Annotated in this window: 24 protein-coding genes; 5 read left to right on the top strand and 19 right to left on the bottom strand. The window is 74.0% G+C overall.

The features are described 5' to 3' along the window. The first annotated feature begins 24 nt into the window (after positions 1–24). Positions 25–750, top strand: coding sequence for an SCO3374 family protein (locus IE305_RS25285; protein ID WP_229891516.1), 726 nt, complete (start codon positions 25–27; stop codon positions 748–750). Here IE305_RS25285 and IE305_RS25280 read toward each other — a convergent pair. The 12 genes from IE305_RS25280 to IE305_RS25225 form a co-directional block, all read right to left on the bottom strand. Further along, the gene (locus IE305_RS25280; protein ID WP_190132044.1) at positions 729–1,064 is read right to left on the bottom strand and encodes a histone-like nucleoid-structuring protein Lsr2; all 336 of its coding nucleotides are present in this window, start codon (positions 1,062–1,064) and stop codon (positions 729–731) included. The two genes, IE305_RS25285 and IE305_RS25280, sit on opposite strands and share 22 nt — an antisense overlap. A gap of 161 nt (positions 1,065–1,225) precedes the next feature. After that, on the bottom strand, positions 1,226–1,744 hold the full coding sequence (locus IE305_RS25275; RefSeq protein ID WP_190132043.1) for an amino-acid N-acetyltransferase: 519 nt from the start codon (positions 1,742–1,744) through the stop codon (positions 1,226–1,228). Positions 1,745–1,753: 9 nt separating this feature from the next. Then, complete coding sequence (locus IE305_RS25270) at positions 1,754–2,149, bottom strand: BlaI/MecI/CopY family transcriptional regulator (RefSeq protein WP_190132042.1); 396 nt, start codon at positions 2,147–2,149, stop codon at positions 1,754–1,756. A 123-nt stretch (positions 2,150–2,272) separates the two neighbouring features. Then, complete coding sequence (locus tag IE305_RS25265) at positions 2,273–2,458, bottom strand: hypothetical protein (protein WP_190132041.1); 186 nt, start codon at positions 2,456–2,458, stop codon at positions 2,273–2,275. Between the two features lie 177 nt (positions 2,459–2,635). After that, on the bottom strand, positions 2,636–3,223 hold the full coding sequence (locus IE305_RS25260) for a hypothetical protein (RefSeq protein ID WP_229891514.1): 588 nt from the start codon (positions 3,221–3,223) through the stop codon (positions 2,636–2,638). A gap of 124 nt (positions 3,224–3,347) precedes the next feature. Beyond that, positions 3,348–3,704 carry a hypothetical protein gene (locus IE305_RS25255; RefSeq protein WP_190132039.1) on the bottom strand — a complete coding sequence of 119 codons (357 nt, stop codon included), beginning with the start codon at positions 3,702–3,704 and terminating at the stop codon, positions 3,348–3,350. Positions 3,705–3,862: 158 nt separating this feature from the next. Next, on the bottom strand, positions 3,863–4,660 hold the full coding sequence (locus IE305_RS25250; protein WP_190132038.1) for a type III pantothenate kinase: 798 nt from the start codon (positions 4,658–4,660) through the stop codon (positions 3,863–3,865). Continuing rightward, positions 4,660–5,703 carry a carboxylating nicotinate-nucleotide diphosphorylase gene (gene nadC, locus IE305_RS25245; RefSeq protein ID WP_190132037.1) on the bottom strand — a complete coding sequence of 348 codons (1,044 nt, stop codon included), beginning with the start codon at positions 5,701–5,703 and terminating at the stop codon, positions 4,660–4,662. The genes IE305_RS25250 and nadC overlap by 1 nt, the downstream gene beginning before the upstream one ends. Then, positions 5,700–7,445, bottom strand: coding sequence for an L-aspartate oxidase (locus tag IE305_RS25240; protein ID WP_190132036.1), 1,746 nt, complete (start codon positions 7,443–7,445; stop codon positions 5,700–5,702). The genes nadC and IE305_RS25240 overlap by 4 nt, the downstream gene beginning before the upstream one ends. Further along, positions 7,442–8,359 (bottom strand): pantoate--beta-alanine ligase, encoded by a 918-nt coding sequence (gene panC / locus IE305_RS25235; RefSeq protein ID WP_190132035.1) that lies wholly within the window; start codon positions 8,357–8,359, stop codon positions 7,442–7,444. The genes IE305_RS25240 and panC overlap by 4 nt, the downstream gene beginning before the upstream one ends. Then, positions 8,356–9,276 carry a Rossmann-like and DUF2520 domain-containing protein gene (locus tag IE305_RS25230; protein ID WP_229891512.1) on the bottom strand — a complete coding sequence of 307 codons (921 nt, stop codon included), beginning with the start codon at positions 9,274–9,276 and terminating at the stop codon, positions 8,356–8,358. The genes panC and IE305_RS25230 overlap by 4 nt, the downstream gene beginning before the upstream one ends. Positions 9,277–9,333: 57 nt before the next feature. Next, a complete protein-coding gene (locus IE305_RS25225; RefSeq protein WP_190132034.1) occupies positions 9,334–9,543 on the bottom strand; it encodes a hypothetical protein in 210 nt (69 codons plus the stop codon). 105 nt (positions 9,544–9,648) lie between these two features. Here IE305_RS25225 and IE305_RS25220 point away from each other — a divergent pair, with 105 nt between their 5' ends. After that, complete coding sequence (locus tag IE305_RS25220) at positions 9,649–10,761, top strand: DUF5937 family protein (RefSeq protein ID WP_190132077.1); 1,113 nt, start codon at positions 9,649–9,651, stop codon at positions 10,759–10,761. Between the two features lie 18 nt (positions 10,762–10,779). Here the strand turns inward: IE305_RS25220 and IE305_RS25215 are convergent, their stop codons facing one another. Both IE305_RS25215 and IE305_RS25210 read right to left on the bottom strand, forming a co-directional pair. Beyond that, positions 10,780–11,454, bottom strand: coding sequence for a response regulator transcription factor (locus IE305_RS25215; RefSeq protein ID WP_190132033.1), 675 nt, complete (start codon positions 11,452–11,454; stop codon positions 10,780–10,782). A 62-nt stretch (positions 11,455–11,516) separates the two neighbouring features. Beyond that, positions 11,517–12,713, bottom strand: a complete 1,197-nt coding sequence (locus IE305_RS25210) for a sensor histidine kinase (protein WP_190132076.1) — start codon at positions 12,711–12,713, stop codon at positions 11,517–11,519. Positions 12,714–12,847: 134 nt separating this feature from the next. On the opposite strand from IE305_RS25210, the gene IE305_RS25205 reads away from it, so the two are divergent. Further along, positions 12,848–13,888, top strand: a complete 1,041-nt coding sequence (locus tag IE305_RS25205; RefSeq protein WP_190132032.1) for an SAM-dependent methyltransferase — start codon at positions 12,848–12,850, stop codon at positions 13,886–13,888. Next, a complete protein-coding gene (locus IE305_RS25200; protein WP_190132031.1) occupies positions 13,885–15,027 on the top strand; it encodes an NADH-quinone oxidoreductase subunit D in 1,143 nt (380 codons plus the stop codon). Before IE305_RS25205 ends, IE305_RS25200 begins: the two co-directional genes overlap by 4 nt. 81 nt (positions 15,028–15,108) lie before the next feature. Here the strand turns inward: IE305_RS25200 and IE305_RS25195 are convergent, their stop codons facing one another. The 4 genes from IE305_RS25195 to IE305_RS25180 all read right to left on the bottom strand — a co-directional run bounded on the left by IE305_RS25195 (position 15,109) and on the right by IE305_RS25180 (position 18,621). After that, entirely contained in the window at positions 15,109–16,128 is a 1,020-nt protein-coding gene (locus IE305_RS25195; RefSeq protein WP_190132030.1) for a hypothetical protein, read from the bottom strand. A 107-nt stretch (positions 16,129–16,235) separates the two neighbouring features. Continuing rightward, positions 16,236–17,201 (bottom strand): ABC transporter substrate-binding protein, encoded by a 966-nt coding sequence (locus IE305_RS25190; RefSeq protein WP_190132029.1) that lies wholly within the window; start codon positions 17,199–17,201, stop codon positions 16,236–16,238. Continuing rightward, positions 17,198–17,896, bottom strand: coding sequence for an ABC transporter permease (locus IE305_RS25185; RefSeq protein WP_190132028.1), 699 nt, complete (start codon positions 17,894–17,896; stop codon positions 17,198–17,200). Before IE305_RS25185 ends, IE305_RS25190 begins: the two co-directional genes overlap by 4 nt. Beyond that, positions 17,896–18,621 (bottom strand): ABC transporter permease, encoded by a 726-nt coding sequence (locus IE305_RS25180; RefSeq protein WP_190132027.1) that lies wholly within the window; start codon positions 18,619–18,621, stop codon positions 17,896–17,898. Before IE305_RS25180 ends, IE305_RS25185 begins: the two co-directional genes overlap by 1 nt. Before the next feature lie 152 nt (positions 18,622–18,773). Here IE305_RS25180 and IE305_RS25175 point away from each other — a divergent pair, with 152 nt between their 5' ends. Then, on the top strand, positions 18,774–19,931 hold the full coding sequence (locus IE305_RS25175) for an ABC transporter ATP-binding protein (RefSeq protein WP_190132026.1): 1,158 nt from the start codon (positions 18,774–18,776) through the stop codon (positions 19,929–19,931). A gap of 9 nt (positions 19,932–19,940) precedes the next feature. Here IE305_RS25175 and IE305_RS25170 read toward each other — a convergent pair whose 3' ends face one another. Continuing rightward, entirely contained in the window at positions 19,941–20,432 is a 492-nt protein-coding gene (locus IE305_RS25170; protein WP_190132075.1) for a DUF3180 domain-containing protein, read from the bottom strand. Between the last annotated feature and the right edge of the window lie 15 nt (positions 20,433–20,447).

Raw genomic sequence — 20,447 nt, 5'->3', positions numbered from 1 at the left:
GGGCCTTCCGCAGTTGCACCGTTCATGACGGTAGTCCTCCCGCGCCCGGCCCGCCCCTTGGACGACCCGCCCACCGGGCCTCCCGTACCGCCGCCGTCCCCGCCGGCGGCGGGTTGTCCGCACCGCCGGCGCGCGTGGCGCCAGTGGTACGAATGTGTGCTCGGCTGGCCGACCGGGCCCACGGCCGGCGGGCGGCCGCTGGAGCTGCTCACCGGGGTGCGCTTCGACGCCCTGGGGTTGCCCGCCGGAGCGGGCTTCGCGGTGCTCCGGCGCGTCCGGGCGACGGGCCCGGTCGCCCTGGACCGGCGCCGTCGCGAGCTGTGGTTCCTGACCGCCGTGGGCACGGCGGAGGAGGTTCCCGAGCTGCTCGGCTGGCTCGACTGGGGCGGGGTGGCGCTGGAGCTGACGGTGCTGGGGCCGGGCGGCCGGATCGTGGCGCCGGCGCCCGTCACGGACGGTCCGGGGCCACGGGAGCCGTACGGCCCCGTGCGGGCCGCGGAGGCCGTGTGGGTACGGCCTCCCTGGCCGGGGGACGACCTGGAGCCGACGCTGCCGGTGACGGGCCTCGGAGGCGGCCGGGGCGCCCCCGACCTCGTACGGCTCGTGGGCGCGGCGGCCACCGAGTGCCACCGGGCACGGCTGCTGCGCGCCGCGGGGGCGCGCAGGGGTCAGCTGCCGGGAGGGCTTCCGCGGGGCCGTCCGTCAGGACGCCCGGGAAGAGCCGGTGATCAGGCGTTGGCCTTCTCGTAGGCTTCCTTGATCTCGGCGGGGACCCGGCCACGGTCGTTGACGTTGTAGCCGTTCTCCTTGGCCCAGGCACGGATCTTGGCGGTGTCCGGGCTGGAGGCGGTGGCGCGGGGGGCCTTGCCGCCACGGGTCGTGGCGCGGCCACCGGTGCGACGAGCGGCCTTCACGTAGTCCTGGAGCGACGCGCGCAGCTTGTCCGCATTCTTCGTGTTGAGGTCGATCTCGTACGACTTGCCGTCCAGAGCGAACGTCACCGTCTCGTCGGCCTCGCCGCCGTCGAGGTCGTCGACAAGAAGGACCTGAACCTTCTGCGCCACGGGGGATTCCTTTCATCGGCGAAAAGGGATTACGGAGGAATAGCAAACCGCCTTTCCCGGAAAAACACAAACCCCCCGGAAGGTTCAGCCCGCCTTCCGCCTGGGAACGATGGCTTCCGGGCGCGCCCGATAGGGGCGCGATTCGGACATAGGGACCGCGGTCACAGATGTAGAAGCATCCGGCTGTTGCCAAGGGTGTTCGGCTTCACTCGTTCGAGGCCCAGGAACTCGGCAACGCCCTCGTCATAGGAACGCAGCAGCTCGCCGTAGACATCACTGTCCACCGGGGTCTCTCCGATCTCGACGAAGCCGTGCTTGGCGAAGAAGTCGACTTCGAAGGTGAGGCAGAAAATGCGCCGTACGCCGAGCCAGCGCGCCGTGCGCAGCAGCTTGTCGAGGAGCAGGTGGCCGACACCGGCACCGCGGACCGCCGGGTCGACGGCCAGGGTCCGGACCTCGGCCAGGTCTTCCCACATCACGTGCAGGGCGCCGCAGCCGACGACGGTGCCGTCCTCGTCCCGTTCGGCCACCCAGAACTCCTGGATGTCCTCGTAAAGCGTCACCGTGGCTTTGTCGAGGAGGATGCGGTCGCGGACGTAGTGGTTGATGAGCCGGCGGAGGGCGGGCACATCGCTGGTCCTGGCCCTGCGGACGGTGACGGCATTACTGAAGGCGGACATGCGGGGACGCTATCGCCCCGGCGCGCCCTGGGTCTCGTCGGGACCGTCGAGTTGCGCGACGCGGATGGCGTCGCGGAGGGCTTCCCGTTGTTCGGCCGACATCATGCCGAAGAAGGCCACGAGTGCGGCGGCGGGGTTGTCGCTGAGCGACCATGCTTCGTTCATCAGTGCGGCCGAGTAGGCGGCGCGGTTCGAGACGGCCTCATATCGATAGGCGCGGCCTTCGGCTTCCCGCCGCAGCCAGCCCTTCTGATACAGGTTGTCCATTACGGTCATCACGGTCGTGTAGGCGATCGACCGTTGCTGCTGAAGGTCTTCCAGGACTTCCCGGACGGTCACCGGCCGGTTCCACTCCCACACACGCGTCATCACCGCGTCTTCCAGGTCACCCAGGCGTCGAACCACACGCGAATAATAGTGGGAGATGTCTTGAATGCCGGTTTATCGGGCAGCCCGGACAGCAAAAAGGGCGTACGTTCCGCGGGAATGCTCCCGGGTCCGTACGCCCCGTCGTCGGCGCGGCCCGCGTCAGGCCGTGGCGCCGCCTTCGGTGGTCTGCTGCCGGGCGGCCTCGGCACGGGCCAGCGCGGCGTCCACGATGGCGTCCTCCTTGGCCTTGTTGGCGCCACCCTGGCTCTTGACGATCGTCACGACCAGCGCGGTGAAGGCCACCGCCATGACCACGGGCGGGACCAGCGCGGCGACATAGTCCATGGCCGTCGGCTCCTTCGGATCGGTTGCACGTCCCGTCCAGCGTACGCGGGCCCGTGCGGCGCGCCGCGGAAGGGCCCGGCCCGGAGGGCGCGTGCCGCCGTCCGGGCGCGCCCGACGTGCGGGCACGGCTCCCGAAGGGTGCCGGACGCCCGCCGGATGCGGGCGCCCTTCCCCGTGCTACCGCGCGCCGGAGGCGCTCACCCCACGCACCCGCCCGGCCGCCGGCGGCGGGGCGGGCTTGCGGCGGGGCGGGAAGACCTCGCCCGGCGTCGGGATCGGCCGGTCGGGGCGCGGGGCCGCGGGCGACGGGGAGGCGGGGGCCGGGGAGGGTGCGGCCGGGGAGGGCGCGGCCGGCTTCTCCGCCGGGGCGGGGCGGGGGTCCGGGCGCGGGGCGGGGCCGGCGGCGCGCGGGGCCGCCACCGCGGCCACCAGGCGTTCGCACCGCCGGAGCAGCGCGCGGCGCCGCTCGGCCTCCGGCTCGCTGCCGGCCACGGTGCACAGGCCGCGGACCGCCGTCAGGTCTTCCGCGGTCGGCCGGAAGCCGTCGTCCAGGGCGTCCTCCAGGCGGCGCAGGTAGCCGGCGTCCGCTCCGGGCAGAGCACGGCGGTAGCGGTCGAGGTCGGCCCGGAGGAAGGCGCGCAGCCTGCCGCCTTCGCGCTCCGCCTCGGCCACGGCCGCGGCGAGGCGACAGCAGTCGCGTGCGTCGCGGGCAGCGATGTCGAGGGCACGGCGCAGCACGCGCAACTCGTCCGCGCTGAACGCCATGCCGCCACAGGGTCCATAGGGCATCGGCATGGGGCGACTTTACGCACAGAACGGACAAAATTCGCTCAGCGACGCATGGAATGCGTCATATGAACTCATATGACGCGCGGAGACCACTCAAGGGTCAGTGCTCCCGCCGACGCGACAGCACGCCCAGCGCGATCACGCCTGCCGCCAGGACCGTGCCGGACGTCGTGGCCAGCAGCAGCGTCCCCGACGCCGCCCGCCCGGCCGTCCCACCCGGCACACCGCCCCCACCGTCACCGCCGTCCCCGTGGCCGACAATCTCCACCTGGACCGGGGCCGTGTCGTTGCCCGCGTCCGGGCCCGGCACCGGACGCTCGTACGCCGGACCGACCACCGGATGCGACGGCTGCGACGCCCGAGGCCACTGCAACGCCTGTGGCCTCTGCGGCGGCTGCGCGGCGGCCGGGCCGGCCGCCGGGCCCAGCCACGCCGCCAGCACGAGCGCAGCCGTCACCGCACGCCACGGCCTCCGCCGCGGTGTCCGCCCGCCGTTCATCCGTCCGCCCCACCCCGGCACCCCGGCCCTCGTACCGACAGTTCTGTCCGTTCCCGCTCGACAGCAGTCAGGACAGCCGGGGTCGCCGGTTGGTTGCCTTCCGGGGTGACGGGCTTTCAGCCACGTCCGACGTTGCGCTCGTAGACCAGGCGCAGGCCGATCAGCGTCAGCCAGGGCTCGTGCGCGTCGATGACCGACGCCTCGCCCAGCACCAGCGGGGCCAGGCCGCCGGTGGCGATGACGGTCACCTCGTCCGGGTCCTCCGCCAGCTCGCGCGCCATGCGGTTGACGACGCCGTCGACCTGGCCCGCGAAGCCGTAGAGGATGCCCGACTGCATGGCCTCCACGGTGTTCTTGCCGATGACGCTGCGCGGCCGGGCCAGCTCGATCTTCCGCAGCTGGGCGCCCTTGACGCCCAGCGCCTCGGTGGAGATCTCGATGCCGGGCGCGATCACGCCGCCCACGTACTCGCCGCGCGCGCTCACGGCGTCGAACGTCGTGGCCGTGCCGAAGTCGACCACCACGCACGGCCCGTCGTACAGCTCGGCGGCCGCGACCGCGTTGATGATGCGGTCCGCACCGACCTCCTTGGGGTTGTCCATGAGGATCGGCACCCCCGTCCGCACGCCCGGCTCGACCAGGATGGCGGGCACGTCGCCGTAGTAGCGGCGGGTCACCTCGCGCATCTCGTGCAGCACCGAGGGCACGGTGGAGCAGATGCAGATGCCGCCGATGCCCTCGCCCAGCTCCTCGCCCAGCAGCGGGTGCCGGCCCATCAGGCCCTGGAGCAGGACGGCCAGTTCGTCGGCCGTGCGGCGCGGGTCGGTGGAGATGCGCCAGTGCTCGACGATCTCCTCGCCGTCGAAGAGGCCCAGGACCGTCTGGGTGTTCCCGACATCGATGGTCAGCAGCATCAGCCGCGTCCTCCCTGCTCGGTCTCCTCGCGCAGGTCCAGCCCGATGTCGAGGATCGGCGAGGAGTGCGTGAGCGCCCCGACCGCCAGGTAGTCGACGCCGGTCTCGGCGTACGCGCGGGCGTTGGCCAGCGTCAGGCGGCCGGACGACTCCAGCACCGCGCGGCCCGCGACGAGCGCCACGGCCTCGCGGGTCTCCTCGGGCGTGAAGTTGTCGAGCATGATCACGTCGGCGCCCTCGGCGAGCACCGGCGGGATCTGGTCGATGCGGTCCACCTCCACCTCGATGGGCAGGTCGGGGAACTCGCGCCGGACGGCGCGGAACGCCTCGGCCACGCCGCCCGCGGCCACCACGTGGTTGTCCTTCACCAGCGCGGCGTCCGACAGCGACATCCGGTGGTTGACGCCACCGCCGCAGCGTACGGCGTACTTCTCCAGGGCGCGCAGTCCCACCGTCGTCTTGCGCGTGTCGCGCACGGCGGCGCCGGTGCCCTCCAGGGCGTCGGCCCACGCGCGCGTGGCGGTGGCGATGCCGGACAGGCGGCACAGCAGGTTGAGCATGCTGCGCTCGGCGGTGAGCAGGTCGCGGGTGCGGGTGCGGACGGTCAGCAGCTTCTGGCCGGCGGTGACCCGGTCGCCGTCCTCGACGTGCCGCTCGACCTCGAAGACGTCGGTGCACACCACCGAGAGGATCGCCTCGGCGACGCGCAGCCCGGCCACCGTGCCGGCCTCGCGGGCGGTGAAGTCGCCGGTGGCCACGGCGTCCTCGGGGATGGTGGCGACCGAGGTGACGTCGACGCCGCCGTCGAGGTCCTCCTCGATGGCCAGGTGGGCGAGGTCCTCGATCTGCAGCGGGTCCAGGCCGGCCTCGGCGAGCAGGCCCGCCAGGTCCGGGTCGAGGCCGCACTCGAACGCGTCGGCCCCGAACTCCCCCTCGGCCGCGCAGCCGCAGGCCTCGCCGCAGCCGGCGGGGGCCTCCGCGCCGGCGGTCTCCTCACCGGCACGGCCGATCTGGTGCACAGGGCGGTCGTCGTGGGTGCTCACGCTGTTCTCCTCGGGGACGCGGCCGGTTCGGCGGCGGGGGTGACGGGCGGGAAGGCGGCCGAGCCGGTGGCGGAGACCGCGAGGCCGCCGTCCCCGTCCAGGGTGACCAGAAGGTGACGGCGCCAGGCGGCGTCGTCGCGCTCGGGGTGGTCCTCGCGCCAGTGGCAGCCGCGGGTCTCCTCGCGGCGCAGCGCGGCGTCGACCAGCGCCCGGGCCACGAGCAGCAGGTTCGTGGTCTCCCACGCCCCGGTGCCCGGCTCGGCGCCGGAGCGGGAGCCGGCCCGGGCCTCGGCCTCCGCGCGGAGCCGGTCGAGCTCGGCGGCGGCCTCCAGCAGGCTCTTCTCGGAGCGCAGCACGCCCGCGCCGTGCGTCATGACGCGCTGGATCGTGATCCGCTCGGCGGGATCGACGAGCGGTACGGAGGGGCCGGCGGCGGCCACCGGGGCGCCGGGCGCGGGGGCGCCGGGCGCGGGCTGCGGCCCGGCGGCGGTGCTGCCCGCGGCGGTGATGTCCGTGGCGATGCGCTCGGCGTAGACCAGGCCCTCCAGCAGCGAGTTGGAGGCGAGCCGGTTGGCGCCGTGCACGCCGGTGCAGGCGACCTCGCCGCACGCGTACAGGCCGGGCACCGTGGTCCGGCCGTGCAGGTCGGTGCGGACGCCGCCGGACGCGTAGTGGGCGGCGGGCGCGACGGGGATGGGCGCGGTCACCGGGTCGATGCCGTGCGCGCGGCAGGCAGCGAGGATCGTGGGGAAGCGCCTGGCCCACTTCTCCGGGCCGAAGTGGCGGGCGTCGAGGTACATGTGCTCGGCGCCCTGCTCGCGCATGCGCCGCATGATGCCCTTGGCGACGATGTCGCGCGGCGCCAGCTCGGCGAGTTCGTGGGCGCCCACCATGAAGCGGTGGCCGCCGGCGTCCACGAGGTGGGCGCCCTCGCCGCGCACCGCCTCGGAGACCAGGGGCTGCTGGCCCTCGGCGTCGGGGCCGAGCCACAGCACGGTGGGGTGGAACTGCACGAACTCCAGGTCGGAGATCTCGGCTCCGGCGCGCAGCGCCAGCGCCACGCCGTCGCCGGTGGAGACGGCCGGGTTGGTGGTGGCGGAGAAGACCTGGCCCATGCCGCCCGTGGCCAGCACGACCGCTCCGGCGCGGACGGCGCCGACGCCGTCCTGCTCGCCCTCGCCCATGACGTGCAGCGAGACGCCGGCGGCCCGGCCGTCGGCGTCCTTGAGCAGGTCGAGCACGAGAGCGTGCTCAATGGTCGAAATCCCGGCGTCCCTCACCGCGTCGACCAGGGCGCGGGATATCTCGGCGCCCGTGGCGTCGCCGCCGGCGTGGGCGATGCGGTTGCGGTGGTGGCCGCCCTCGCGGGTGAGGAGGATCTCGCCGCTGTCGGCGTCGGTGTCGAAGCGGGCGCCGGTGGCGATCAGGCGGCGCACGGCGTCGGGGCCCTCGGTGACCAGGGTCCGTACGGCCTCCTCGTCGCACAGGCCGGCGCCGGCCACGAGGGTGTCGTCCAGGTGCTGTGCAGGGGTGTCGCCCTCGCCGAGGGCGGCGGCGATGCCGCCCTGGGCCCAGCGGGTGGAGCCGTCGTCGAGGAGCGCCTTGGTGACGACGGTGACCTTGGCGCCGGCCGCGGCGCAGCGCAGCGCCACGGTGAGGCCGGCGACTCCGGAGCCGATGACGACGACGTCGGCGTCGACCGTCCAGCCGGGGGCGGGCGCGGTCAGGCGTATGCCGCTCATCGCCGCGCCCCGGTGGTCTCGGCACTGTCCACGTCGTTGTCCGGGGCGTCGGCGGAGCGGCCGAACTCCAGGCGGACGTTGTCGATCAGGCGCGTGGTGCCGACGCGGGCGGCGACGGCCAGGACGGCCTCGCCGCGGTGGCCCTCGGGGACCTCGGTGAAGTCGGACGGGTCGACGAGGGCGAGGTAGTCCAGCTCGACGGGGGGCGTCGCCCCGGCCGCCTCGTGCAGCACGACGTGCGCGGCGTGGCGTACGGCGGCGGGGCCGAGCTCGACCACGTTGTGCCCGGCGAGCAGGGCGCGGGAGAGCTCCAGCGCGGAGGCCCGGTCGGCCGGGGAGAGGTAGCGGTTGCGGCTGGAGAGGGCGAGCCCGTCGGGCTCGCGGACGGTGGGCACGCCGACGATCTCCACCGGGAAGTTGAGGTCCTGCACCATGCGGCGGATCAGGGCGAGCTGCTGCGCGTCCTTCTCGCCGAACAGGGCGACGTCGGGCGCCGTCAGGTGCAGCAGCTTGGCGACGACGGTGAGCACGCCGTCGAAGTGCCCGGGGCGGAAGGCGCCCTCCAGGCGCTCCCCCATGGGGCCGGCCGAGACGCGCACCTGCGGTTCGCCGCCGGGGTAGACCTCCTCGACGGAGGGCGCGAACACGGTGTCCGCGCCGGCCCGCCCGGCGATCTCCAGGTCGGCGTCGAGGGTGCGCGGGTAGCGGTCGAGGTCCTCGCCGGCGCCGAACTGGAGCGGGTTGACGAAGACGGTGACGACGACCTGCCCGTCCGGGCCGGCCAGCTCGCGAGCGGCGCGCACCAGGGTGGCGTGGCCCTCGTGCAGGGCGCCCATGGTCATCACGACGGCACGGCGGCCGGTGCGGGGCAGGTCCCGCAGCTCCTGTGCCGTACGGGTGAGCCGGGTGGTCACGAGTCTCCTCCGTCCGCGAGGACGCCGAGCAGGTCCTCCGCCAGTTCGGGCTTGAGCAGGCCGTGCGCCAGGGCACGGTCCGCGGTGGTGCGGGCCATCGCCAGGTAGCCGGCGACGGCCTGGGGGGCGTGGGCGCGCAGCTCGGCCACGTGGGCCGCGACGGTGCCGGCGTCGCCGCGGGCGACGGGGCCGGTCAGGGCAGCGTCGCCGCTGCGCAGGGCGTTGTCCAGGGCGGCGCCGAGCAGCGGGCCGAGCATGCGCGCGGGGTGGGTGACGCCGGCGGTGGTCAGCAGCTCCATGGCCTGGGCGACGAGGGTGACGAGGTGGTTGGCGCCCAGGGCGAGGGCCGCGTGGTACAGCGGGCGGGCGGACTCCTCGACCCACTCGGGCTCGCCGCCCATCTCGATGACGAGCGCCTCGGCGGCCAGCCGGAGCTCCTCGGGGGCGGTGACGCCGAAGGAGCAGCCGGCCAGGCGCTGGACGTCCACGGGCGTACCGGTGAAGGTCATGGCGGGGTGCAGGGCCAGGGGCAGGGCGCCGGCGCGCGTGGCGGGGTCCAGGACGGCGGTGCCGTGCCGTCCGGAGGTGTGCACGAGCAGCTGGCCGGGGCGGACGGCGCCGGTGCCGGCGAGCCCCGCGACGAGGCCGGGCAGGGCGTCGTCGGGGACGGTCAGCAGGACGAGCTCGGCGTGGGCGAGGACCTCGGCGGGCTCCATGACGGGGACGTCCGGCAGGAGGGCCGCCGCGCGCCGCCGGGAGGCGTCGGAGACGGCGGAGACGGCCACCGGCCGGTGTCCGGCGAGCTGCAGGGAGGCCGCCAGGGCGGGGCCGACACGGCCGGCGCCGACGACGCCGACGGTGAGCCGGGCGGGGCGGTCCTGCGGGCTCGGGTGATCGGGGGACTGCTGTGCGTTCACGCGGCGGGATGCCTTCCGTTCCAGTCCGCGGGGGTACCGGACGATTCACCGGCCATGCTACGCGAGGACGTCGAGGCCCTTCCTGTTCGTCCCGGGGCTGTGGAAAACCTTGGTACCAAGGGCGTTGCGGACGATCCGGCGGAACGCCCACCAGGTGCGGAGCTCCCGTACGAGCCGTATGTCGCCCGTCCCGGGCGCCGGGGGCGCGGGCCGGTCGTGGTGAGCGGCGCGGTACACGTCGAGGAGGTGCTGCTGGGTCGCGGTCATGTCTCCACGGTGCGACCGCCGGCCCGGACCGGCCACATGGATTGACGGGGACCGTCAATCGGCGGCCCGACCTGCATGACAGCACGGCACGATGACCCCATGAGCGTGGACATCGACATCACGGGGCTCCCGCCGGAGCGCATCGTCTTCGCCCCCTCGCCCCTGGCCGAGCTGGGCATGACCCTGCACGCCCTGGCCGAACCGGCACACCACCCCGGTCTGCACGGCTGGGTCACGGCCACCGGGTCGGCGCTCGCCCCCGACCTCGCCGACCGGCTCTGCGAGGCGGACTTCCTGTGGCGGACCACCTTCTCCGACCTGATGATGCCGTACGCCGGGCTGAGCGACTGGTCGGCCCAGCCCTGCGCCACGCTCGCCGAGGAACTCGACCTGCTCGACCGGCTGAACGACGAGGCGTTCGTGAAGGCCGCCCTGGAGTTCACCTGCTCCGCCTACGCCCGGGACGTGTCCCCGCTGACCGACCCCGGCACGCGCGCGTGGGCGCTGGAGATGGCCGCCGCCCGCGGCCCGCGGCAGATGGCGTTCACCAAGCGGCTGCTGGCCGACCCGCCGCACGTCCGGACCTGGCTGCGGCAGCTGTTCGAGGACTGCGACGAGGCGTTCTTCGCCGCAGTCTGGCAGCGCACCCGCGTCGGCCTGGCGGCGGACGCCCGGCACAAGACGGAGCTGCTGCGGCGCAAGGGGCCGGCCGAGGCCCTGACGGCCATATCGCCGGCCGTGACGCTGGAGCAGCACGAGAACAGCACCCGCATCCGCGTCGACAAGATGTCGACCGGCCGCACCACGGCCCTGGACCCGGCCACCGGCCCGGGGCTGACGTGCGTCCCCACCTCCTTCGGCTGGCCGCACCTGATGGTGCTCCACGCGCCCGGCTGGCGGCCGGTCGTCCACTACCCGGTCGCGGGCCCCGAACTGCCGCGGCCCGCCTCCGTCGACCTGCTGAAGCAGCGCTTGGAGGCGCTGTCCCACCCGCTGCGCATGCGGCTGTGCCGCCAGCTCGCGCGGACCCCGCACACCACCGGTGAACTGGCCGACGCCTGCAACGTGAGCGCCCCGGAGGTCTCCCGCCACGTCGCCGTACTGAAGAAGGCGGGCCTGATCACCACCCGCCGGCGCGGCCGCTACGTGCTGCACCAGCTGGACCTCACAACGGTGGCCCGGCTGGGCAGCGACTTCCTGGAGACGGTGCTGCGGTGAGGGCGGCGCAGAAGAGGGTCAGTGGTTGCCGCCGGCGCGCACCAGGCCGCTCTCGTACGCCATCACCACCACCTGCACCCGGTCGCGCAGCCCCAGCTTCGTAAGGATGCGGCCCACGTGCGTCTTCACGGTGGCCTCGGAGAGCACCAGCCGGGCGGCGATCTCGCCGTTGGACAGGCCCTGGGCCACCAGCAGCATCACCTCGCGCTCGCGGTCGGTGAGACGGGCCAGCTCCGCGGTGGGGTGCTCGGCCTTGCTGCTCGGCAGCATCGGCGTGAAACGGTCCAGGAGGCGGCGCGTGGTGCTGGGCGCCACCACGGCGTCGCCGCTGTGCACCGCCCGGATCGCGCCCAGCAGCTCGGCCGGCGGCACGTCCTTCAGCATGAAGCCGCTGGCGCCCGCCTTGAGCGCCGAGAAGGCGTACTCGTCGAGGTCGAAGGTGGTCAGGATGAGCACCTTCGGCGGGTGGGCGGCGGCACAGATGCGGCGGGTCGCCTCCACACCGTCCAGCCGCGGCATGCGGACGTCCATCAGTACGACGTCCACGGGCGTGCCCCCGGCCAGCACCTCCAGGGCCTCCAGGCCGTCCCCGGCCTCGGCGACGACCTCCATGTCGGGCTGGGCCGCGAGCACCATGCGGAAGCCGGTACGGAGCAGGACCTGGTCGTCCACCAGGAGAACGCGAATCGACATGCGGGGTGCCTTTCGGAGGGGAGGGGGAACGGGAATCGGTGGTGCCTCGGGTCCGGCCGGGGTCAGCCGCCGGGCTTGATCGGCAGCAGCACGCTGATGCGGAAGCCGCCGCCCGGCCGCGGCCCGGCGTCCAGGGTGCCGCCGATCATGCCGACCCGCTCCCGCATGCCGATCAGGCCGTGGCCCCGGCCGTCCGCGCCGCCCGACGCGTACAGCTCCTGCCCGGCGCCCCGGCCGTCGTCCTCGACCAGCAGCCCCAGGCCGTCGTCGAAGTACGTCAGGCGCACGCTCGCGCCGACGTCCGGGCCACCGTGCTTACGGGTGTTGGTCAGCGCCTCCTGCACGATGCGGTAGGCGGTCAGCTCCACACCGCTGGGCAGCGGGCGCGGCGCGCCCTCGATCTTGAAGTCCACGGGCAGGCCGGCGCCGCGCACCTGCTCGACCAGGTCGCCGATCTGCTCGACGTCGGGCTGCGGCACGTACTCGCCGCCGCCCTCGGCGCTGTCGTCGGTGCGCAGCACACCCAGCAGGCGGCGCATCTCCGCCAGCGCCTGGCGGCCGGTGCTGGAGATCGTCTGGAGCGCCTGCCGGGCCTGCTCGGGCGAGGCGTCCATCACGTAGGCGGCGCCGTCGGCCTGCACCACCATCACCGAGACGTTGTGCGCGACGACGTCGTGCAGCTCGCGGGCGATCCGGGCGCGCTCGGCCGTCACCGCGATCTGGGCCTGCTGTTCGCGCTCCTTCTCCAGCCGCGCCGCCCGCTCCTCCAGCTGGGCCCAGTACGCGCGGCGGGTGCGCACCGAGTCGCCCAGCACCCAGGCGAGCACGAACGGGACGGTGACGAAGGCCGTGCCCAGCATGCCCTTGCTCAGCGACTCGCCGGGCGTGGGCCAGCGCGCGGCGGCGAGCCACGGCGCCAGCAGCCCGCCGACCAGCGCGAACCGCGAGGACCAGCGGGCCCCGCTGGACGCCACCGTGTAGATGATCACCAGCATGGCGAAGTCGGCCAGGTTCGGCCCGATGCCGGCGGCCAGCTGCACCAGGCCCGTGCCCGCCGAGAGCAGCAGCATCCGCTCCGGCATCCGCCGGCGCAGCGCGATCACCGTGCACTGGGCGAGGGCCACGACCGTCTTGCCCGCCGCCGACCCGGTGCCCGCCCCGTCCGCAATGGTCAGCAGACTCAGCGCCAGCAGCAGGAACGCCCAGAAGGCGTCCACACCGGTGGGGTGTCTGCGGAGGAAGTCGTAGAGGCGCTGCACGTCACCCAGCGTAGGCATGCGGGGTCCGCCCGGGGGTCACCCCGGCGGTCGATCCGGTCGCCGGGCTTCTACTCCCCAAGGTGGAGAGACCGGGTGAGGGGCCCCGTCCCCTCCGCCCGCCTACCGTGGGGCCCATGACGAGCAGCACGAACGGGACCGGCCGCGCGTACGGCACCGGTGCGGCGGACGGCGCGCGGACCTGGCGCGCGGCCGCCCAGGACGCCCTCTACGGCCCCGACGGCTTCTACCGGCGCCCCGAAGGCCCCGCCGGTCACTTCCGCACCTCCGTCCACGCCTCCCCGCTCTACGCCTCCGCGGTGGCCGAGCTGCTGTGCCGGGTGGACGCGGCCCTCGGGCACCCCGCCGAGCTGGCGTTCACCGACATGGGTGCCGGGCGGGGCGAGCTGGTGACGGCCGTCCTGGCCGCCTGCCCGCCTGCCACGGCGGCGCGGCTGCGCCCGTACGCGGTCGAGCTCGCGGACCGGCCCCAGGGCCTGGACGAGCGCGTGACCTGGCTGGACGCTCCCCCGCGCGACGTGACGGGCCTGCTGTTCGCCAACGAGTGGCTCGACAACGTCCCCGTCGACGTCGCCGAGACCGACGGCACCGGCACGCCCCGCCAGGTCCTCGTACGGCCCGACGGCGAAGAACTGCTGGGCGACCCCGTGTCGGGGGCGGACGCCGCCTGGCTGGAGCGCTGGTGGCCGCTGGAGGGCGCGCCGCCCGGCTCGCGCGCCGAGATCGGGCACCCGCGCGACACCGCCTGGGCGGCCGCCGTCGGCGGGCTGCGGGCCGGGCTCGCGGTCGCCGTGGACTACGCCCACGACCGTGCCTCCCGCCCGCCCTTCGGCACCCTCACCGGCTTCCGCGAGGGCCGCGAGGTACGTCCCGTCCCGGACGGCGGCTGCGACATCACCGCGCACGTCGCCCTCGACGCCTGCGCCGGGCCGGGCGCCGTCCTCACCACCCAGCGCCGGGCCCTGCGCGCCCTGGGCGTGGACGGCACCCGGCCGCCCCTGTCCCTGGCCGGCACCGACCCCGCCGCCTACGTACGGGCCCTGTCCTCCGCCGGCGAGGCGGCGGAGCTGACGGCTCCGGCGGGGCTGGGCGGATTCGGGTGGCTGGTGCAGCCCGTCGGCGACGCCTGCGCCGCGGCTGCGAAACTGGTGTCATGACGGAGACGACAGTCGGCATCGGCGGCGCGGCGGAGAGCACCGACATGGTGCTCAACATCGGCCCGCAGCACCCGTCCACCCACGGTGTGCTGCGGCTGCGCCTCGTCCTGGACGGCGAGCGGATCAAGGACGCCGAGCCGGTCGTCGGGTACATGCACCGCGGCGCCGAGAAGCTCTTCGAGGCGCGCGACTACCGCCAGATCGTCATGCTCGCCAACCGGCACGACTGGCTGTCGGCGTTCTCCAACGAGCTCGGCGTCGTCATCGCCGTGGAGCGCATGCTGGGCATGGAGGTGCCCGAGCGCGCGGTGTGGCTGCGCACGCTGCTGGCCGAGCTGAACCGGGTGCTCAACCACCTGATGTTCCTCGGCTCCTACCCGCTGGAGCTCGGCGGCATCACCCCCGTCTTCCACGCCTTCCACGAGCGCGAGCAGCTCCAGACGGTCATGGAGGAGGTCTCCGGCGGCCGGATGCACTACATGTTCAACCGGGTCGGCGGCCTCAAGGAGGACCTGCCGGCCGGCTGGACCGGCCGCGCGCGGGAGGCCGTCGCCTCGGTGCGCTCCCGGATGGACGTCTACGACCGGCTGGTGCTCGGCAACGAGATCTTCCGCGGCCGCACGCGCGGCGTGGGCGTCCTCTCCCGCGAGGCCGTGCACGCCTACGGCGTCAGCGGCCCCATCGCGCGGGCCTCGGGCGTCGACTTCGACCTGCGGCGCGACGAGCCGTACCTGGCGTACGGCGAGCTGGGCGACGTGCTCAAGGTCGTCACCCGCGAGGAGGGCGACTGTCTCGCCCGCTTCGAGTGCCTGCTGGAGCAGACGCACAACGCGCTGGAGCTGGCGGAGGCCTGCCTGGACCGGCTGGCCGACCTGCCGCCGGGCCCGGTCAACCAGCGCCTGCCCAAGGTGCTCAAGGCCCCCGAGGGCGCCACGTACGTCTGGACCGAGAACCCCCTCGGCCTCAACGGCTACTACCTCGTCTCCAAGGGCGACAAGACGCCGTACCGGCTGAAGCTGCGGTCGGCCTCGTTCAACAACATCCAGGTGCTGACGGAGCTGCTGCCGGGGACGCTGGTGGCGGACATGGTGGCGATCCTGGGGTCGATGTTCTTCGTGGTCGGGGACATCGACAAGTAGACGGGCGAGGAACGACGGAGCGCCCGTGGACGGAAGGTTCCGTCCACGGGCGCTCCGTCATCCCGTCAAGCCGTCATGCCGTCACGAGATGGCGCTGCGCAGGTCCGCCACGTCGATCTGCTCGGTCTCGTCGTGCGCGGTGAGGTCTATGACCTCCTCGGCCGGCTCCAGCGCTGCCGCGGCTCCCTCGGCCTTCGCGTCCGCCCGGGCTCCTTTGGCGACGGCCAGCGCCTCCTCGCCGACGACGTCGGCGAGGTCCTGCTCCTCGACAGGGGTGGCCACGGCCTTCTTCTGCTTCTCCTTCTCCTTCGCCTCCTTGGCGGCGTTGCCGAAGAAGTCGAAGGGTCCCTGCGGGACGGCCCGCACCGGGCGCGGCACGGCGGGGGTGACGGGTGCGGCGGGCGCTGCGGCGGTGGCCGGTGCGGAAGCGGGTGCGAGGGCCTTACGCGCGGCGGGAGCGGACGCAGGCACGGGCGCGGCCTTGGCGGCGGGCGCCGGCTTGCTGCCGGGCGCAGGCTCGGCGGCGGCGGCCGCCTGCTCGGCGGCGTTGCGCTCCAGGGCACGCAGGGCGTCGGCCGCCCGGCGGTACGCGTCGCCGCCCAGGCCACCGGCGGCCGCTTCCAGTTCCTTGCCGGTGCCGCCGAGGGCCGCGGCCTTCTCCAGCAGCCGGCGGCGCTCCAGGGCGCTGGCGCGGCCGGTCTCGGCGGCGGCGTAACGGCGCAGCAGGTCGGCGTGCTCGGTGCGCAGGCGGGCGAGCTCGGCGCGCTTGGAGCGCAGCTTGGCCTCCAGACGGGTGCGGGCGAGACGGGTCTCCTCGAGATCCGTCTCCAGCTCCGCGATGCGCTCCTCGGTCTTCCACTCGTCGCGGGTCCGGGCGGCGGTGAGCTGCGCGACGCGCTTGCCGGCGGCGCGGTCCCAGCGGCGCATCATCACGGAGCCGACCACGGTGGCCGCGGCGGCGGCCACGGCGAGCGCGCGGACGACGGCCGGTTCGCCCACCACCAGCGCCCCGGCGGCACTGGCGACGGATGTCGCCGCGACCGCGAGCGGGGGAAGAAGCCGGTGCAGGGGTGCGGAATGGCGGTGGCGTCCTCGTGGCATGGCCTGAAACTTACCGTGCGTTGCCGCGGGCGTGTGACTCCCCCACCAAACTCTTCCGTTGATCTTACTTCTCTTCCCTGTTCTCCTCCCTCTTCTCTCCTCGTTCGTCACTTCGTCAACAACCGCTTCTCCTTGAGGTAGCGCGCGGCGACATCCGCGGGCTTGAGCCGCAGCGCGTCGACCTTCTTGTTGAGTTCCATCAGATCGGCCGTGGTCAGCACCCGGTTGAGCCGTCCGAGGGCCTCGGCGACCCGCCGCGAACCCGCCTTCTTCTCATTCACCACGGGCAGCACGTTGTCGGAGTTCTGGAGCTTCTTGTCGTCCTGCAGAACCACCAGCCCGAACTGCTTCAGCGTGGCGTCCGTGGTCGTGGTCAGCAGCAGCTGCGCCCGGCCGTCCTTGACCGCCTGCTTGGCCTGCGGGCTGCCGACCTCCAGCGGTTCCACCCGGGAGACCGCGATGCCGTACGTCTTCTCCAGACCCGGTTTGCAGAAGGGCCGCACCCTGCATTCGTCACCGGCCGCGAGCGTGACCCGCTGATGGGACTTTCCAAGATCGGAAAGCGTCTTGAGCTGGTGTTTCCTGGCGAACTCGGCGGTAACGGCAAAGGCGTTCTGGTCCACCGCGCGGCCCGGGTCGAGGACCTTCAGCCCACGTGGCCCGGCGAGTTCCCGCAGGGCCTTGACGGTGACCTCGGGGTCGGGCGAAGCGACCTGCGGTGCGTCCTTGCCGTTCTGCTTCTTGTTGAGGAATTCGGCCAGCGTGGCGGCGTACTCCGGCACCACGTCGATCTGCCCCGACTCCAGGGCGGGCTCGTAGAGCTCGCGGGCGTCGACCGTACGGATCGTCGTCGCGTACCCGGCGTCCCGGAGCAGCCCCGCGTACAGCTCCGCGAGCACCTTGGACTCGGTGAAGGCCGCCGAGCCGACGACCACCGACGCCCCGCCCTCGCGCGCGCCGGACTTCTCCAGGCTGTCCCCGGCGCACGCGGTCAGGCCCGCCGCCAGGGCCAGCACGCCGGCCACCGCCCCCGTGGCGCGTACGGTCCGCGCGCGGCGCGGCTTCCCCGTCATCGGCCCCTCCCCGCCCGTATCCCTGCCCGTATGCCTGCCCGCATCGGGTCCAGCAGCCGCTGGAGCAGCACGAACACGCCCTCCACCAGCAGGGCCAGCACGGCCACCAGCAGGGCCCCCGCCACCACCTGCGCGGTGTCGGTGAGCCGGAAACCCGCCGTGATGATGCGGCCCAGCCCGCCGCCGCCGGCCAGGGCGGCCAGCGTGGCCGTGCCCACGACCTGGACGGCGGCCGAGCGTATGCCCGTGGCCAGCAGCGGGAAGGCCAGCGGCAGCTCGACCCGGGCGATCACCTGACCGCCCGTCATCCCCATGCCCCGCGCCGCCTGGACCATGTCCCGGTCCACTTCCCGCATGCCCACGTACGCGTTGGTGAGCAGCGGGGGTATCGCGAAGAGGACGAGGGCGAGCACCGTGGGCAGCGAGCCGTACGAACCGAGCGGGCCGAGCACGAGCAGCACCAGCACCGCGAAGGTCGGCACCGCCCGGCCGGCGTTGGCCAGGTTGACCGCGAGCGCACCGCCCTTGCCCGTGTGGCCGAGGACGACGGCCACCGGCAGCGCCACGGCGCAGGAGATGAGCAGGCACGCGGCGGTCAGGAACAGGTGCTCGCCGAGCCGGTGCCAGACGCCGTCCGGGCCGGACCAGTGCGAGGCCGTGGCCAGCCACTGCCACGTGCGCGAGACGACGTCCATCAGACGGCCACCGCCTTCTCCTCGGCGCGGGCCCGCCCGCGGCGGCCCGCCCGGCCCCGGCCGGCCCGTGTCCACGGCGTCAGCAGCCGCTGCACGAGCAGCAGCGCGAGGTCGGCGAGCACCGCCAGCACCACGCACAGCACCGAGGCGGTGAGCACCTCGGCCTTGAAGTAGCTGTTCTTGCCCTCGAGGATCAGGTTGCCCAGGCCGCCGTAGCCGATGATGGCGCCCACGGTGGTGAGCGAGATGGTGGAGACCGTGGCGATCCGCAGACCCGCCATCAGGGAGGGGAGCGCCAGCGGCAGTTCGACGGCGAACAGCAGCCGCAGCGGCCCGTAGCCCATGCCGCGCGCCGCCTCCCGCGCCTCCTCCGGCACGCCGGCCAGGCCCGCCAGGATGTTCCGCACGAGGATCGTCAGTGCGTAGAGCACCAGGCCCGTGATCACGACGGCCACCGACAGGCCGTACATGGGCACCAGCAGCGAGAACATCGCCAGCGACGGGATCGTGTAGAGCACGGTGGTGGCGCCGAGGACCGGGCCGGCCAGGCCCCGCCACCGGCGGGCCAGCAGCGCCAGCGGGAAGGCGACCAGGACACCGATGGCCACGGACGCGGCCGTGATGCCGATGTGCTGGAGCACGGCGTCCGTGAGCTCCTGGCCGCGGGTGCGCACGTATTCGCCGCAGATCCAGGCATTGCTGATCAGGCAGCTCTCGCCCGCCATCCGTGCCTCCCTCCCCCTTGGCTTCACGGTCGGTCACCAGCGACCCTAACCCGGGGCACTGACATTCGCCTCCGGCGCGTTCGACCGCCACGCCCCGGCCGGCGGCCCCGGCACCGGCACGCGCGCGGCGGCTCCGGCCACAATGGGGAACCATGATCCGATTCGAGCACGTCACCAAGCGCTACGCCGATGGGACCACCGCGGTGGACGACCTGTCCTTCGAGGTGGCGGAGGGCGAGCTGGTCACGCTCGTCGGACCGTCCGGGTGCGGCAAGACCACCACGATGAAGATGGTCAACCGGCTGATCGAGCCGACCGAGGGCCGCATCCTCGTGGACGGCGAGGACATCGCCGCGAGCGACCCCGTCGAGCTGCGCCGCCGCATGGGCTACGTCATCCAGCAAGTCGGGCTCTTCCCGCACAAGACGGTGCTGGAGAACACCGCCACCGTCCCCCACCTGCTGGGCTGGCAGCGCAAGAAGGCCCGTGCGCGGGCGGCCGAGCTGCTGGACCTCGTGGGCCTCGACCCGTCCGTGTACGGCGACCGCTACCCCTCCCAGCTCTCCGGCGGCCAGCGGCAGCGGGTCGGCGTGGCACGGGCGCTCGCCGCGGACCCGCCCGTCCTGCTGATGGACGAGCCCTTCGGCGCCGTCGACCCGGTGGTGCGCGAGCGGCTCCAGACCGAGTTCCTGCGGCTCCAGTCGCAGGTACGCAAGACCGTGCTGTTCGTGACCCACGACATCGAGGAGGCCGTCCGGCTCGGCGACCGCATCGCGGTCTACGGCCAGGGCCGGATCGAACAGTTGGACGCGCCGGCCGTCGTGCTCGGGGCCCCCGCCACCCCGTACGTCGCCGACTTCGTCGGCGCGGACCGCGGCCTGAAGCGGCTGTCGGTCACCCCCGTACGGGCCGAGGACCTGGAGCAGCCGCCGGTGGTCCACCTGGACGACAGCCTCACGGCCGCGGCCCTGGTGCTGGACACGGAGGGGGCGCGCTGGGCCGTCGTCCTGGACGACGCGGACCGCCTGCACGGCTGGGTGTCGGCGGAGGCCGTCGCCTCCGGCACCCCGGCCGGCGGCTCCGGCACCGTACGGGACCACGCGCGGCGCATGGACGCCTGGCTGCGGCCCGGTGCCTCGCTGAAGCAGGCGTTCAGCACGATGCTCCAGCACGACGCCGGGTGGATCGCCGTGCTCGGCGGCGAGGACGCGGACCACTTCCTGGGCGTGCTGACGCCCGGCAAGCTGCACGAGGCGCTGCGGCGCAGCCTCGGGTCGGACGCGGAGGTCCAGTCGGTGGCGGGCGCCTAAAGGGCGGGATCAGGCGCGGGCGGCGCCCGCGCCGTGGTTCTCGTCGTCGTCCTCGGGCAGCTTGCAGACCCGCTCCAGGAACAGGGCGGCCGCTATCACGCCGGCCGCCGCCAGCACCGAGGCGCCGGCGGCGATCGCCTGGTCGCGGTGGGCCGGCACGTCGATGCCGTCGGCCAGCAGGAAGACGGCGACGCCGCCGTACATGCCCGCCACCAGGGCCGCGACCAGCGCACTGGCCTGGCCGAAGACCACCGCGCGGGCGGCCAGCAGCGGGTCGACGCCCTTGGCGCCGGGCCGGCGCTCGCGCTGGGCCCGCAGCCGCGCCCGCAGCGACAGGGCCGTCGCGAAGAGGACGACGGCGATCACCGCCAGCACGATCGGCGCCGCCACCGGCACGCTGGGCAGCGTGCCGAAGGCGTCCCACAGCCGGGCCGCGCCCCACGAGAGCACCCCGGCCGCGGCGAACAGGCCGAGCAGCACCCCGATCCGAAGTTGCTTCACCGAGCCGTCGCCCCT

Origin of the sequence: Streptomyces mashuensis, from assembly GCF_014654785.1 — a bacterium.
GTDB classification, from domain to species: Bacteria; Actinomycetota; Actinomycetes; order Streptomycetales; family Streptomycetaceae; genus Streptomyces; species Streptomyces mashuensis.
This window is presented reverse-complemented; position numbering and strand designations above follow the sequence as displayed.